Source organism: Dyella sp. AtDHG13, assembly GCF_003201105.1.
Classification (GTDB): domain Bacteria; phylum Pseudomonadota; class Gammaproteobacteria; order Xanthomonadales; family Rhodanobacteraceae; genus Dyella; species Dyella jiangningensis_B.
On sequence record NZ_QICJ01000002.1, the window covers coordinates 297,670 to 312,880 of the forward strand.

At 61.6% G+C, this 15,211-nt stretch carries 13 protein-coding genes; all 13 read right to left on the reverse strand.

What is annotated here, in order from left to right; all coding sequences use genetic code 11:
- Positions 1-13: 13 nt before the first annotated feature.
- Positions 14-1,288, reverse strand: coding sequence for a glycosyltransferase (locus tag BDW41_RS04115; RefSeq protein ID WP_074546977.1), 1,275 nt, complete (start codon positions 1,286-1,288; stop codon positions 14-16).
- A gap of 103 nt (positions 1,289-1,391) precedes the next feature.
- Positions 1,392-2,852 carry an oligosaccharide flippase family protein gene (locus BDW41_RS04120; protein WP_074546777.1) on the reverse strand — a complete coding sequence of 487 codons (1,461 nt, stop codon included), beginning with the start codon at positions 2,850-2,852 and terminating at the stop codon, positions 1,392-1,394.
- 65 nt (positions 2,853-2,917) lie between these two features.
- Positions 2,918-4,159, reverse strand: coding sequence for a glycosyltransferase (locus BDW41_RS04125; RefSeq protein ID WP_074546778.1), 1,242 nt, complete (start codon positions 4,157-4,159; stop codon positions 2,918-2,920).
- A complete protein-coding gene (locus tag BDW41_RS04130) occupies positions 4,156-5,268 on the reverse strand; it encodes a hypothetical protein (protein ID WP_074546779.1) in 1,113 nt (370 codons plus the stop codon). The genes BDW41_RS04125 and BDW41_RS04130 overlap by 4 nt, the downstream gene beginning before the upstream one ends.
- Before the next feature lie 22 nt (positions 5,269-5,290).
- Positions 5,291-6,385, reverse strand: a complete 1,095-nt coding sequence (locus BDW41_RS04135; protein ID WP_074546780.1) for a DegT/DnrJ/EryC1/StrS family aminotransferase — start codon at positions 6,383-6,385, stop codon at positions 5,291-5,293.
- Positions 6,382-6,969, reverse strand: a complete 588-nt coding sequence (locus BDW41_RS04140; protein WP_074546781.1) for an acyltransferase — start codon at positions 6,967-6,969, stop codon at positions 6,382-6,384. Before BDW41_RS04140 ends, BDW41_RS04135 begins: the two co-directional genes overlap by 4 nt.
- A complete protein-coding gene (locus BDW41_RS04145) occupies positions 6,966-7,922 on the reverse strand; it encodes a Gfo/Idh/MocA family oxidoreductase (protein WP_074546782.1) in 957 nt (318 codons plus the stop codon). Before BDW41_RS04145 ends, BDW41_RS04140 begins: the two co-directional genes overlap by 4 nt.
- Before the next feature lie 165 nt (positions 7,923-8,087).
- Positions 8,088-10,298, reverse strand: a complete 2,211-nt coding sequence (locus BDW41_RS04150) for a polysaccharide biosynthesis tyrosine autokinase (RefSeq protein ID WP_074546783.1) — start codon at positions 10,296-10,298, stop codon at positions 8,088-8,090.
- A 36-nt stretch (positions 10,299-10,334) separates the two neighbouring features.
- Entirely contained in the window at positions 10,335-10,808 is a 474-nt protein-coding gene (locus BDW41_RS04155; protein WP_343125749.1) for a low molecular weight protein-tyrosine-phosphatase, read from the reverse strand.
- A gap of 816 nt (positions 10,809-11,624) precedes the next feature.
- Complete coding sequence (locus BDW41_RS04160; RefSeq protein ID WP_074546784.1) at positions 11,625-12,395, reverse strand: formyl transferase; 771 nt, start codon at positions 12,393-12,395, stop codon at positions 11,625-11,627.
- On the reverse strand, positions 12,385-13,425 hold the full coding sequence (locus BDW41_RS04165; RefSeq protein WP_233496768.1) for a polysaccharide deacetylase family protein: 1,041 nt from the start codon (positions 13,423-13,425) through the stop codon (positions 12,385-12,387). The genes BDW41_RS04160 and BDW41_RS04165 overlap by 11 nt, the downstream gene beginning before the upstream one ends.
- A gap of 176 nt (positions 13,426-13,601) precedes the next feature.
- Complete coding sequence (locus BDW41_RS04170; RefSeq protein WP_074546979.1) at positions 13,602-14,255, reverse strand: glutathione S-transferase family protein; 654 nt, start codon at positions 14,253-14,255, stop codon at positions 13,602-13,604.
- 144 nt (positions 14,256-14,399) lie between these two features.
- A complete protein-coding gene (locus BDW41_RS04175; protein ID WP_158536975.1) occupies positions 14,400-15,113 on the reverse strand; it encodes a M13 family metallopeptidase in 714 nt (237 codons plus the stop codon).
- Positions 15,114-15,211 lie beyond the last annotated feature (98 nt).

Sequence of the window (15,211 nt, forward strand, 5' to 3'; positions counted from 1 at the left end):
CCTTCTCCGGTGCTCATACCGTCACCGCCCGGGAAAGCCAGTGGTCCAGCGTGCGCGCCTGCTCGACCTTGCTGTAGGCGCCGATGTCGCGGTGATCGATGCTGCCGGGCGACGCAAAGGCCCCGCGCAGGCTCAAGGCGCCCTGCGAACCCTGGCTCGTCAGCACGGTCTGCCCTGCCCGCGTCTCCGCGAGTATCGCCGTGGCCGCGTTGTGGATGCCCGAAACACAGACCACGTCCGCACCGGCCGCAAGGTACTCAAATATCTTGCCGGTAGCGCAGCTGGCGCGGGAGCCGGTGAGCAACAGCAGCTTCTGGCAACGCTTCATCAACTGCAGCGCCAGGCGGCGGTCGACCTGCCCAAGCACGGCCACCGGGAAGCGCGCCCGCTCGAGCAGCGCACGCTCGTCCTGCGTCAGTTCGCCCACGAACATCACGCATCGCTGGCTCGACGCTGCCGCATCATCGCCGTTCATCGCATCGATGAAATACGCCAGGCTCGTTGATGCGGAACTGTCGCTGGCGCCGATGCGGCCAAAGTGTCCGATCAACATCGCTCCCGCCGGGACCGTCGACGCCAGCAAGGCCTCGGCTTCGCGCCCGCGTTCGGCGTCGTGATCCAGTGCCGAGAAATCGGCGGGATCGTAGCCGTTGGGAATCACCGCCACCGGCTTGTCGGGATAGCGCCGCTTGAAGTCGTCCACCAGCGGCCGGCTCACCGAGGTGATCAGGCCGCGCGTGCCCACCACCCTTCGCTCGATGATTTCCCGCACCAGCCGGGGAAGCCAGCCGGGCCTGCCGAGCGACTCGAAAACCAGTCCGTCCCTGAAATCCTGCACACAGGCGATGTCATGCCGCGCGGAAAGGCTCGCCGCCGCAATCAACGAATCGACCGGCGAATACGTTCCAATGGCCACGGAATGCTCTCCCGCCTCCAGCCGCTCCCGGCACAACCGGTCGGCCTCGGACAGTGCCGTCACCAGCCACTGGCGCGATGGCTTTGAGTCGTTCGCCAGTGCGAAAGGCAGTGAGCGGATAAAGGCCGCCGCGAGTATTGGAATTGACGCCATGGCCGGCGATTCGCTCCCTACGCAATGCCCTGGCAGCGCGTAGACGCGGATGCCATCCCTGTCGCTCACCTCGGGCGGGTCTTGCTGCCCTGCGCGCGCGAAGACGAACACCCGGTACTTACCCTGGTCGAGATACTTCAGCAGCCCCTTGAAGCGCTGGGACGCAATATTGTTGGATAAGTGATGTGCTGCAAAAACAAACAGGTTGATCTTGCTCACATGCTTGCCCTCGATCTGCACGAAGCGTCACGGCGGAGTGACGCTTCGTCCTTATGCGGCGCGTCGCTAGCACCGCACGATTGGGTTAGGCCAGCCATGGCAGTCATGAAACGGTCCCCGATCCCTTCCCGGGTTCGGCGGATAGGAATTCGGACTTGATGGCGCCATGCAGCGAGCGGTACATGCCCATCCACTCCGCGCGGAAGCACCACATGACGACAGGCAACAAGGCGAGCCAGATCAGGCCGACATGCAATCGGCTATCCGGACCAAACGCCAGCGTTGCGATGGAAAGCAGCACGGCCAGAGTGACGAACACGTACAGCCGCGCGCGCGGAAAGGGACGCCAGACGTGCGCGGAGGCTTCCGTCCTCGCCACGAAGAACGCAAGGAAGGCGACGGTATTGGCTGCCACCGCGCCAGCGGCACCATGCGCGGGCACGAGCCAAAGGCTACCGGCGACGTTCACCGCCAGCGCGGCGATGGTCGACCACATCGACAGCATGGATCGCCGCGTGATGCCGATGCCCACGCATGTGATTTCGGAAAGCGTATACAGCAGTGGCTGGCCGATGCTGCACAACATCATGTACTTCACCTGCGCGTAGTGCGCGGGCAGCACGAAATCCGTCAACCACGACAGGCAGCCCGTCAGCGTCCAGAGCGTGCACACCACGGCCAGCGCCTGGCGCGCGATGTCGTCCACGCGCCGCATGTCCACGCCGCCGGCCACCCATTTGTAGACCATGGGCGCCCAGAGCACGGTAAAGATGGTCTGGAACACCACGCCCACGCCAGCAAAGCTCATGGACACCGAATAGATGGCCAACTCCGGAAGCGTGGACAGGCTACGCAATGCCACCGAGCTGGTTGCATCCAGCCCCCAGTAGGCAACGCCGGCGAAGATGAGCGGCACGCCATAGCTCAGCAAGTGATTGACCTGTTCACGCGACACCGACGCGGACACTGCGGGAACCCAATGGCGCCACGTGTTCCAGCTATAGATGAACAGCACCGAGAGCAGCGACAGCAGGTACGCCACCTCGAGCCCACCAAATGACCGTTCGAATATCGGCAAGAGGAACACGCCCATCACCACCAGAAGAATGACCTTTGGCAAGATCTGGCTCAGGGAGAAGGCGATGCCACGATCTTGCATGCGCAAAATGAGCGACAGGAATCGCGAGACGAAGCTTACGATCACGCAAGCGACGAGTATCCAGTAGTACGCCACGTGGCCCACGCCGAACAGCCACTCGGCAATGCGCTCATCGAATGGAATGCTGATCAGCACGACCAGCATCATCAACAGAAAACCCGGCGTGAAACATGCCTTGAGCAGTGCGCCGCGGTCGCGCCATTCGTGATACTCGCGCACATAAGCGCGATCAAGACCGAGGTTGAATAGTAGTACGCCGAACGACACCGACACCTGAACCATGTTCAGTCGACCCACGTCTCTCGGCGGAAAAATCCATGCGATCGCGGGCACCGTCATCAACCCGAGCGCAGCACTCGCGATGGGCCCCATGGCGAACGCCAGGATGGTCTTGATGTTCACCATGCGATGGCTCCAGTCGCGCCGGGTGACCACGCATCGGTATGTATTGGCGGCTCGAACGCGATCATTCAGTTCGCTCCGACGCTGAGTACATTGGCGACGAAGTCGCGGTAGTTTCTCGACGCATCGAATCGGCGTTCGATCACGCGTCGCGCGTTGGAGCGCAGGACCTGCCTGTCCTCTCCCAGAGCGACCCGCGCGATGGCCCGCGATATCTCGCGATCGTCCGGACTGCCGCTCATCAAGGCGCCACACTCATCGGATACAACATAGGAGATGCCGCCCACGTCGGGCGCCACCACGGGCACACCCGTGCTCATGGCCTCCATCATGGACACCGGCGTACCCTCGGACTCGCTGGTGTTGACGAGTACATCCACCGGAGCCTCCAGGAAGACGTTCTTGACGTCCTCATGCGGCACATAGCCGAGAAACTCGAAGGAGATGTTGGACAGGGGCCCGAGCCTGTTCGCTGCCAGCGCCTTGATCTCCTCGAGCAAGGGACCTCCGCCGACATGCGTCCATTTCGCCTGCACCTGCGGGTTCTCCCGGGCGAACATGGCCAGCCCGTCGACGATCCGCTCGAGATGCTTGACCGGCAGACAGAACGACACGGACACGATGTGGATGCGCCCCTCGGGACTCGGGCGCGAAAGCGCCTGTTCGAGCGGAACGCCGAGCGGAATCAGCTGCATCTTCTCCGCGGGTGCACCGTAGGTTGCCGCCATGTACGACGCCGCATGCGACGACAAGACGTAGATGCGGTCATAGGACTGGATGAACTGCCGTTTGAGCGGCATGTACTCCCGGTATCGGCGGGGTTCGTACAAGTCCACGCCGTGCACGCGGGTCACTACTCGGCGCACGCGCCCCCTGGCCTTGGCCAGGATGGCCGCGTAGGACTGCGTGTCGTTCCAATAGCAGTAAGCCACGTCGATATCGCCGTTCCTGTCGGCGTATCGCGTCAACTGCCTGGCCTGTTGCAGCACCTTCGAGCTGTGAAGCAAGGCGCGCAAGGCGGTGCGCCAGCCCAGCTTCCCTTCCCTGCGCAAATGCCGCCACTCGCTGTGGAAGATGTCGTTGAACAGGGCTTCGATCACGGCGACCAGCCGTCCGAGCCATCGCCCGGACGTGAAGGCCGTATCGATGCTCATGCCGGGCGGCAGCGGGCGCGGCTCGCCGTTCGCCACGGCGGGCATCAGGGTGACGTGTGCATCCTTGTGCTCGGCCCAGTAGACGATTTCATCATCGATGAACTGCTCACCCGGCAAGTAGGGATAGGCATTGGTAAGGATCACTACCCTCATCATGGGACGGCCACCTCCCCCATGAGGATGTCGACCATGCGACGCCGGTACGTGGCGTGGTCCAGGTCGAACGGGACGCTCAGCTTGTAGCAATCCACCGAGGCAAGGCAGTTGGCCAGCACGGTGCGCCAGTTGGTCACCACGCTGTCCATGGTGAGCATGGCGCGGCGTCCCGTTGCCAGCGCGTTGTATTTTTCCCAGTACAGGTGGTCGTGAAATATGCTGTATTCGGCGCCCACCACGGCAACCGTCATCTCCACGGCGCTGCTCACATCGAGCGCCGACATGCGTATATCGGGTATACCCTCGCGCACCACGTAGTACAGCCGCGACGCTGGCGCCGCCAGCGGCTCGATTTCGCGATACAGGTGATCGGGCCGGATCTTCCTGCGTACGATCGCCGGATCGATCCAGTTTTTGACGCGGAAATGGGTCCGGTCGACCCAGCCGCGACCCTCCAAAATCAGGTCGCCGAGCTCGTTGCCGAAGCAGTCGTAACCGTAGATCTTCGGCCACGCCATGTTGGCGTAGACCATCGAACGCGACGACGGGGCGATCGACATGACGGCGATGTCGTCGCAGACGAAACCCACGCGTTCGTGACGGCGCATGGCGAGCATCGCCGCCGACTTGCCGGCGCCGCCCGTGCCGGCCAGCAGGAACGCCGCGCCATCCACCGTCATGCACGATGCGTGGACAGGCGCGAGATCGTCGAAGAAATACGTGGATGGAACCAGCACGAACTCGTGCAGCAGCTGCTCGAAGTACTCCACGTCGGTTGCGTATTCCATGGACAGCAGCTTCTTGACGCGGTGCTTGATGCCGTCCCTCATCTTGAACACCGCATCGACCATCAGGCACCCGCTGGTCGACCAGCGCCAGGTCACGTCCACGGCCGGAAAGGAGGTCAGCATCCCGTCCTGCAGCGTTCGATGGAATCGGGGATTCACAGCCAGCGGCGTGTCCGACGAGACATCGCGAGAGATGCAGATCTCGACCTGCGTCTCCAGGTCACCGGCGTCGGCATACAGCGCCAGGCACTCGGCCAGCCAGACCAGATGGTCCGCTTCCCCACAAAAGGCATAGCACTTTCCGAAGATGAGCTTTTTCATACGTCCGTCTCCGAACGCGGCGTCATCTTGAAACGCTCGATATCAGCGCATCAGCAATAAAGTCCTGCTGCGAGCGCTCGAGGTAGGGCGACATGGGCAGGCTGAGCACCTCGGCAGCCGCTTCGTCGCAACGGGGAAGCGGATCGTCGCCGTTCAACAGTGCGGGCTGCCTGTTCAACGGAATCGGATAGTGGACAGCCGTCGGCACGCCCGAGGCTTCCAGATGCTTGCGCACGGCATCCCGGTCGGAAACACGCACGGTGTACTGCGCCCATGCACTGACGTTGTGATCGTCGATGCTTGGCAGAACGACGCCTTCCACGTCTGCCAGGCGCTCCGCATACCGTTGCGCCACCTGCGAGCGCAGCTCCATCTCGCTGTCGAGAATGTCGAGCTTGTGCAGGAGAATCGCGGCCTGCATGGTATCCAGGCGGCTGTTCACGCCGATGCGCGCGTGGTGGTAACGGCGATCCTGGCCGTGGCGCGCGATCTGCCTGGCCACTTTTTCGAGATCGGGATCGCTGGTGAATATCGCGCCGCCATCGCCATAGCATCCCAGGGGCTTGCTCGGGAAGAAGCTGGTACACGCGATGACGCTCAGGTTGCAGCTTTTCCTGCCCTTGTAGCTCGCGCCAAAGCTCTGCGCCGCGTCCTCGATGACGGCGATGCCATGCCGGCCGGCCACCTCATGGATCGCATCGAAGTCGGCGCACTGGCCATACAGCGATACGGCGATGATGGCCCTGGTGCGCGGAGTCACCAGGGATTCCAGCAAGCTCGCATCGAGGTTGTAGGTCCGCGGGTCTATATCCACGTAGACCGGCTTGGCGCCCAGCAGCACCACGACTTCCGCCGTGGAGATGTGCGTGAACCCGGGCACGATGACTTCATCGCCCGGCCCCACGCCGAGCGTCATCAGGGCCACCTGCAAGGCATCGGTGCCGTTGGCTACCGAAACGCAGAACGTGGCCCCGCAGTAATCAGCCAGCCGCTTCTCAAGCTCGTCCACTTCCGGACCCAGGATGTACTGGCCGTGGGCCAGCACGCGGGCGATGCCGGCGTCGATGCGGTCCTTGATGCGCGCCTGCTGCTGCTTCAGATCGATGAAGTCGATCATGAAACGGTCTCCAGCAGCTCCAGGACACGCCCCCTGAGCACGTAACGCTTGCCGGAATGGTGGCAGACGTCTTCTCCATGCCCTTCCAGGGGAAGATTCAACTGCTCGCCGAACTCGCTCATCCAGCCGACCTGCGTCGCCGGCACGCCCACCATCAGCGCATAGGCCGGCACGTCGCGGGTAACCACGGCACCGGCGCCCACGAAGGCGAACTCGCCGATGGTGACGCCGCAGATGATGGTGCAGTTCGCCCCGAGCGTGGCGCCCTTCCTGACCAGCGTGTCGCGGTATTCGTTCTTGCGCTCGATCAGCGAGCGCGGGTTGTAGACATTGGTGAACACCATGCTCGGCCCACAGAACACGCCCTCTTCGAGGGTGACGTTGTCATAGACCGATACGTTGTTCTGGATCTTGCAGTCGTCGCCGATGACGACCTTGTTGCCGACGAACACGTTCTGGCCCAGCGATACGTGCTTGCCGATCTGGGCGCCGCCACAGACGTGCACGAAATGCCAGACCCGTGAACCTTCGCCGATCCGTGCCCCGTCATCCACGATGGCGGACGGATGCTTGTAGTAGCTCATGCAATCTTCTTCCTGGCGAGGAACGGGTGGATGTCTTCGTTCATGGAAACGGGTCGCCCCGTGCGTATCGCGGCCACCGTCTCGATGGCGGTACGGCAATCCTCCAGGCCATAGCCACGGCCTGCCAAAATCTCCACATAGCTACGGTCATGCAGGTCGGTGAAGCCGCCGGAGAACTCGATCTCCTCGCCATCCACGGTGATGGACCGGTAGGTGCGGACCCCGGTGTTGCGCAGCGCCGCCGGCACGTCCTCCACATCCACGGAGAGAAACCAGCGCACGCGGGCGTGCTCGTACTCCAGATAGCCAGCCGCCTTGGTTTCGCTGCTCAGGTGGACGACGTTCGACTGCAGCTTTCCGAAGATGTAATGAAGCATGTCGAAGAAATGGACGCCGATATTGGTCGCGATGCCGCCCGATTTCTTCTGGTCGCCTTTCCAGCTCTGCAGATACCAGTGGCCGCGCGATGTCACGTAGGCGAGGTCCACCTCGTACTTGGTGTTTCGCTTGTCTTGCCGAACCTTGTCGCGCAATGCGGTGATGGCGGGATGGAGGCGAAGCTGAAGAATGGTGTTGACCCGCTTGCCCGTCTCCCGTTCGATCTCCTCGAGGCCGTCGATGTTCCAGGGGTTGAGCACCACGGGCTTTTCGCAGATGGCATGGGCGCCCGACCGAAGTGCAAAGCGCATGTGCGAGTCGTGCAGGTAGTTGGGCGAGCAGATGGAGACGAAATCGATCTGGCCGCCATTCCGGGCTCGCCGCCGCATGTCCACATGGCGATCGAAGCGCTCGAATTCCGTGAAGAAGTCTGCATTTGGAAAGTGACTATCGATGATGCCAACCGAGTCGTTGGGATCGAAAGCTGCCAGGAGCACGTTCCCGGTCGCCTTGATCGCCTGCATGTGGCGTGGGGCTATGTATCCAGCGGCTCCGATAAGCGCAAAGTTCTTCATGGGCGTTATTCCGGTTCCTCGGGGTTCTCGGCGAATGACCTGGCGATGACTGGCTGCCAGCAATGGCATCGTCCGTGCCTACACGACTCCCTCGTCCGCGACACCTTCCATCCATCGCATTCGAGGAAAGTCCCGCACGAGTCATTCGATGGATGGAAGTCACGTTCATGTACCCGTATCGCTCAGTTCGTAGTACGCATACGAGTAGTAGCCAGTACTGCGCTTCTCGACCGCGTTGAAGATGGCGCCCTTGATCACGACGCCGTCGTGCTCGAAACGCTGCTTGGCCACGGCGACCTCGCGTACCTGGTTGACGCCAAAACGAACCACCAGCAGGCCGGTGCCGCAGTGATGTCCGATGACGGAGGCATCCGTCGCCACCAGGATGGGCGGCGTATCGATGATCACGAGGTCATAGCGTGTCTTGAGGTGATTCACCAGCTCCGAGAACCGCGCATTCATCAGCAGCTCGGAAGGATTGGGGGGCACCTTGCCGCGCGGAAGGAAATGCAGGTTCTCCAGCGACGGCACCGAGCGCACGGCGTCGGCCAGCTGCGCCTGCCCCGATATGACTTCGGAAAGTCCCACTTCAGGCCTGCCGCCAAGCACCTTGTGCAGCGATCCCATGCGCATGTCGCCATCGATCAGCAGCACGCGCTGGCCGCTCTGCGTGATCACCGCCGCGAGGTTGGCCGCGACGAAGGTCTTGCCGGCATTCGGGCTCGCGCCGGAAATCATGAGCACGTTGTTCTTTGCTTCCAGGCGGGCGAAATGCAGGCTCGTCCGCAGGCTGCGCAAGGCTTCCGCCGCGAGATCCTTCGGTGCATCCACCACCAGCATGTGCTGCCTGCCGTCCCCGCGCGCGCGCCTGATCTGGAGCGAGCGCTCCCGGACACTGACGGGGATAGTGGCGTACACCGGCAATCCGATGCGTTCGATCACGGCTGGATCTTCGATGCCGCGATTCAGCGCCTCGCGCATGAACACGTAGAGCAGCGCCACCAGGCCGCCCAGCAAGGTTCCGCCCAGCAATACGAGCGTTCCCTTGGGCCAGATGGGGTCGGTCACGTCGACCGCGGCCTTGTCGATGATGCGGACATTACCCACCGTACCGGCGCGGGCGATATCCAGCTGCTGCGCCTGGTTGAGCAGGCCCGTGTAGGTATCGTTGGTCACCTGCACGTCGCGGTTGAGCTTCAGCAGTTCCTGCTGTGTGTCGGGGAGCCCGTTGACCTTCTTCTCGATGGCGGCCTTCTGCGCCTGCAGCTGGCCGATCTGCTGCATCAGCGACTTGTAGGCGGGATGCTGTGGCGTGAACTGACGTTGTATCTGCGCTTGCTGAAGTTGCAGCTGCTGCAGGTTCGTGTCGATCGAGACCGACTGATCCAGCAGGCTTTGCGTCTGCATGCTGACGTCCACCGAGTGCGCCTGGTTCTGGAACGCATTGAGTGCAGCGGTCGCCTTTTCCAGGTCACGGCGCACATTGGGCAGCTGCTCCCTGACGAACTTCAGGCTGCTCGCTGCCTCGGCGGAGTTCCGGTCAATGTCCTGGCGCACATAGAGCTCGCCCACCTGCTGCAGGAACTCCGCCGCCAGCGCTGCATTGGTATTGCTGTAGGTCAGCTGTATGATGCCGGAGTCCTTGCCAAGCTCCGTCGTGGTGATGGCTTTCTGCAGCTTGTTGACGACGGTAAGTTCGCGGTGGCGAATGACCTTGAAGCGCGTGCCCGGATTGGCCACCAGCGACCAAACCTGCGCGGATATGCCATGCGCCTGCGAGAACTGGCCCACCTTGCCCACCAGCAGGACGTTATCGTCCTTGTCCTGGAGGATATAGACGCCGTTCTCCCCAGCCGTCAGCCGAAGCGGCTTGTCCAGCAACGCGTCGGGCACATCGAGCTGGAATATCTCCAGCTTCGATCCGCCCCAGTCGTAGCGCGACATGCCGAGCAATGGCGAAGCGAGCTTGCCTGGATTCTTGGACGCGAAATGACGCGCAAAGAATCCGCCGATCAACGGGAAGCGCGCCGGCGACGACTCGATCTTCAGGTTGAGCTTGTCGACGGCCGCACCCACGACCATGCGCGACGTGATGAGCGCCGATTCGGTGGTCGCCTGGGAGTCCGCCGCGCCCAGCGTCTGCGTCAACGCGCTCAGCCCGGGCAGGCTGGGCACCTTCTGCTCCACCTGCACTATCGATGTCGCTTGATAGATGGGCGTGACGAGCATCACGTAGACGACGCTCAAGGCGATGAAGGCGAGGACGATGAAGGCGATTCGCCACCGGTAATCGCGCAGCGTCCCGAGCACTTCGCGAAGATCGATTTCGTCTTCGCGCGACAATGGATCTTGGATGGTGGCCAGTTGTACGGTCATTTCGTTGCCTGGATTCTCACCAATGAAGGAAAGGGGTCATAGATAGCGCATCCAGCTTTCGACGCCACGGACGATCATCTCGTGGGTACGCTCGAATACTGGCCGCCTCCTGCGATATGGATCAGGAATGTCGCGCCCGTCAGTCCATTTGCCGAGCAGGTGAATCTTTCCGCGCGCCTCGGGAGCGAACTCCGTCATCTCATCGATGTGATTCTTCTCCATGCATATCACCAGGTCCGCTCCCAACAACATCGAGGTAACAAGCTGGTGGGCGCGATGAGTCGATCCATCGACGCCGTCTTTTTCGCTGAGAAGTTGCATCGCCGTCGCATCCATAGGGCTCCCGACGACAGCGTTGAGTCCGGCGCTGCTCACCTCGAGGCCACGCATATTCGTGCGACGCTGGAACAGGTATTGGGCCGTAGGGCTGCGGCAAATATTGCCTCTGCACACGATCAATATCCGTCTAAACACAGTTTTTTTGGGCTCCCGTTCAAGGTCGACCGACACCAACGATGCCAGCCATAAGCCCCCCTGTTTTGATGTGGGACGTTCCGACTTGCGGAGCCCCTGAAGCATAGCCACCTGTTGTTGCGATCGGATGATCAGCAGGCGGAACAGCGTGTCGAGCAGAGATACTTAACTACGATTTCAACCTTGAACCGAGGCGGAACGGATCAGGGAAGATTCGCGTGGATAGCTGCCGCTCGATGCGTGATACGCGTTTGCGCTGATGCCTTGTTCATGCTGAATTTCAGGCTTTTCTTCGCAAAGGCTGACGTGATGCGAAGAACCAAGCACATTCATCGCGAACGTGAACAACGAGGATTAGTCGACTACCGCTACTCTCGTTCATTCTTCCTGATGGGATCACAGAAGGCGCACCAACCTTGGCTTATGGATTGCCGGCCATTCGCCGAAACTTGCACGAACCGTTCTCCATGACTTCGCTTCGTCATGGAGCCTCGACATTTCCATAAGGTTGTATCGACGCGTTCACCACGCCTGATGGTCGAGGCGCGCTAATGAGTTCGTCAGAACGGTTGGCGAAACCGGTTAATAGGCCACCAATGGGCCAGAAATGCCCGGGTTTCCAACACACAAATGAGAGAACGAGGCGATTCCATCGAATATGAATGGACGTCCATACGTTCGCGCAACGCCGCATATGGTGAATGCAGCATGAGCCGTTCATTTGCCATCGCGATCATGGCCAGGCATGAAGCTTACGGCGACCTGCACAAACGTGAACGAGGAAGTCCTGCCGATGGTGGTTCGTCACGAAGCGACGCCCACTCAGCGGCCGCAGGCGCTTAGGTGAAGGGTCTACTTGATCCCTTTCAACAGCCGCTGCTTCAGGTAGAAGGTCAGCGTCGGGTGATACCACTGGCGCGAATCACCACTGCGCTCGACTGGCGCAAGGCGATGCTCCGCGGCATCGACCAGCGCCGCCTGCATCAGCGGGATGGCCTTGGCCATTTGATGAATGGGATAGGTGGAGAAGTTGTCGTCGTTTTCAACGTCGATCGTTGACTGATAGAGGACGCCACCGGTATCCACGCCCTCGTCCACCAGATGCACGGTGACGCCGCAGCGCTCGCGATCATCCGTGGCCAGCGCCCAATAGCCGCCATGCACGCCGCGATACGCAGGCGTGATCCCCATATGCGTATTGATGAAGGGTGCCTTCACCGACCCGAGCAACTTGCTCGAAAGAATGCGTGTGCCGTTGACGACGACGGCATCAGGCGCCAACGTGGTGAGCAGACGGATGACCTCGCGCCGGTTGGCGCTGGCCACATGCGTAACCAGCTCCGAAGGGATCGGCGCGTCATCGAGGCCATACCGCCGCATCAGTTCGTCTATACGCGCCTTCGATGCCCTGGCCAGCCATCGGCTATAGGCGATGAAGGCCACCTGCCCCAGGGTTGCCAGTACGCCCAGCTTCTTCATCCGGTATCGGATCATCGCGGACGACGAGGGTTTCTCCTCGATCACCACGGCACAGACATCACAACTGGCACGCAAGGCGTTGTACATGAGCCGCGTGGAGGTTCCCTCCCCCGCGAGCATCACAACGCGCGGCCTAACCGGCATGCATGCGTTCCAACAGGTTGGATATCTCCCCCATGTTCAGCGACTGCATGCCATAGCGCTGCCGCAGTTGCTCGTAGTACTCAAGAATCCGAGTGAGGAACCGCTGGTTTTCCGCCACGTGCGCGCCGAAGTTGTGCGGATGCCACCACAGATGGAACAGTCGATGATTGATCGCCGCGTGGCGCATGGCGCGCTTGATGCGATGCAATCGCAGATCGTCCATCCACGCGAAAGACGGCGAATAGGGCCGCAGGAAACGACTGGATGGAATGTTGAACGGCCGGCTCTGCGCGCACTCTTCAAAACTATAGGTGTTGTGCCCGGTCACGTTGACGTAGGCGTCGAGCAGTCGCAGGCCGCGAACCAGTGCGTTCTGCTGCTCCTGGTTTCTCGCCGTGTAGAACGGCGCCACTTCGTTGCCGCGATAGCAGCGAATACCTAGTTCCTGCAGCAGTGACAGATACTGCGGGTTGCCCTGGTTCCTTGGGAAAACAAGGCTCTGAATCTCGATGCCGCGCGCCCTCGCCGTTTCGATCGCGGCCGCCATGTCGGCGCGGAACGCTTCCGCCGTCTGCCCCGGCTCCAGGCAGTAGTAGTGCGAAAAGGTGTGCGTGCCGATCTCTTGTCCCGGATAGCTGCGGATAAGATCGATCACTTCCGGCGCAAAGTGATACTGGTCATCCACGCCCCACTCGTGCGTTTCGATATAGGGGTACGGCGAAAGCTCGCTGTTGTGATAGGTCGGCGTGGCGTGTGGCAGCCGCGTGCGCAGTTCCGATACGTCGGCAAAGAAAAGAAAGCCCAACGTCGCCCAGGTGGCATGAACCCCGTAGGCATCGAAGGTGACCAGCATCTCCTGAATCGCCTGACGTTCGCCACGCAGATTCGCTTCGTAATCCTGGATGCTGCGCTTGTCACGCACGCCCCAATACAACTCAAGATCAAGTGAGACAGTAAATATGCCTGGCATGAGGTTGCACCCATCCGGTCGATCGGATGCCAGCCGTCTTCCGGATATCCCGCCGGACAAGAGGCACCGAGTTCTGTCTTAGCGAATCCTTCGCTTGCGACTAAGCGAAGCGATTGTTCTTGCGGAATCGTGAAGGGAGGCTGACGCCGTTGATGCGCACCGCAGCAATCGGGTTTCTTTATGCCACGGCCGTCCAAACCAAAGGGCGTGAGACTCGCCATTGCGGCAAGACACCATCAGCCGGCTTGGGGTTGACCGGTATTGAACGCCCATTGGGCAGCGAATGCCCGCTGATATGCGGGGCGCGCTTCGCCGCGGGCGACATAGGCGGCCAAGTTGGGAAATTCATTCAGGATGCCCGATGGCCTCGTCCTGAGCAGCACCGACACCATGGTCAGGTCGGCCGCGCTGAACGCGCCATCCAGCCACTCGGCGTCTCCCAGCCGTGCGGAAAGCTGACTCAGCCGATGACGGACGCGATCGGCAACCAGAGGAAGCCGCTCCTCGGCCCAGGGCTTGTCTGCCTCCATGATCCTGGCGGTGGAAAGATCGAGGATCGGCGGCTCCACCGTATTGAGCGCGGCAAACATCCAGGTGATCACCCGCGCCCTGGCGTTCGGTTCTTCCGGCAACAATCCTGCATGACGCGAAGCGATATGGAAGATGATCGCGCCCGACTCAAACAGCACAAGGTCGCCTTCCTCATAGGTGGGAATCTGCCCGAAGGGATGAAGAGCCATATGCGCAGGCTCCTTCATCGCGGCGAACGACACAGGGCGAACCCGATACGGCTGGCCCGCCTCCTCCAGCGCCCAGCGCACACGCGTATCGCGCGCCAGCCCCTTGCCACCATCGGGCGAGCGTTCAAAGGCGGTGATGGTGGGAATCATCGTGATCTCCTGGTGATTGCAGAGCGCTGTGATCGGAAGCCATATCATCGATGAACAGCATCATTGGGAAGCCGTTCTCGCCTCCGTTTGCACACACGACGAACGGCTTACCGCGGAATCGACACGCGCCCCGCTTTCCAATCGCTACCAAAGGCGCACGCGGCTGGCGGATGGCAGGAACATGGGATCACCCTCCTTCACCTGGAAGGCGCGATAGAACGCATCCTGATTCTCGACCGCGCCGAGCACCCGATATCGATCGGGCGCATGCGTGTCCGCCAGGGCCTGCGTGATAGCTGCCTGCGTCCTGATGGGCTCCGACGCCCAGGTTCGGGCAAAGCCCAGGTAGAAGCCCTGCTCGCCGGTGAAGCCGTCCAGGACAGGGGCCGATCGCTGTCCAAGCGCCATCCGGTAGGCGTCATGCGCAATCGCCAAACCCGAGGTATCGGCGATGTTCTCGCCAATCGTCAGCTCGCCGTTGAGGTGATCGCCCGGTGCGAGTTCGTAGCGGTTGTACTGCGCGATTAGCGCATGTGCGCGCTGCTCGAACTCGGCACGGTCCTTTGGCGTCATCCATTCGACGCGCTTGCCCGTTCCGTCATACTGACTGCCGGCGCGATCGAACGCGTGGGTCAATTCATGGGCAATGAAGAAGCCCAGGCCGCCGTAGTTGACGGCGTCATCGGCGTCGGCCTGGAAGTAAGGCGGCTGCAGCAGCGCCGCGGGCAACACGACCTGATTGCGGCTGACGGAGTAGTAGCCATTCACCGACTGCGGCGACATGGTCCATTCTTCGCGGTCGACGGCGCGGCTCAACTTGTCGATCTCAAACCGTGACAACAACTCGCGCGCACGCATCCAGTTTCCGACCGGATCGGTTGGCGTGGTCACCAGGCCTGAATAATCGCGTGTGCGATCCGGTGCGCCCATGCGGGGCCGTGGGGAAGGAATCGTGA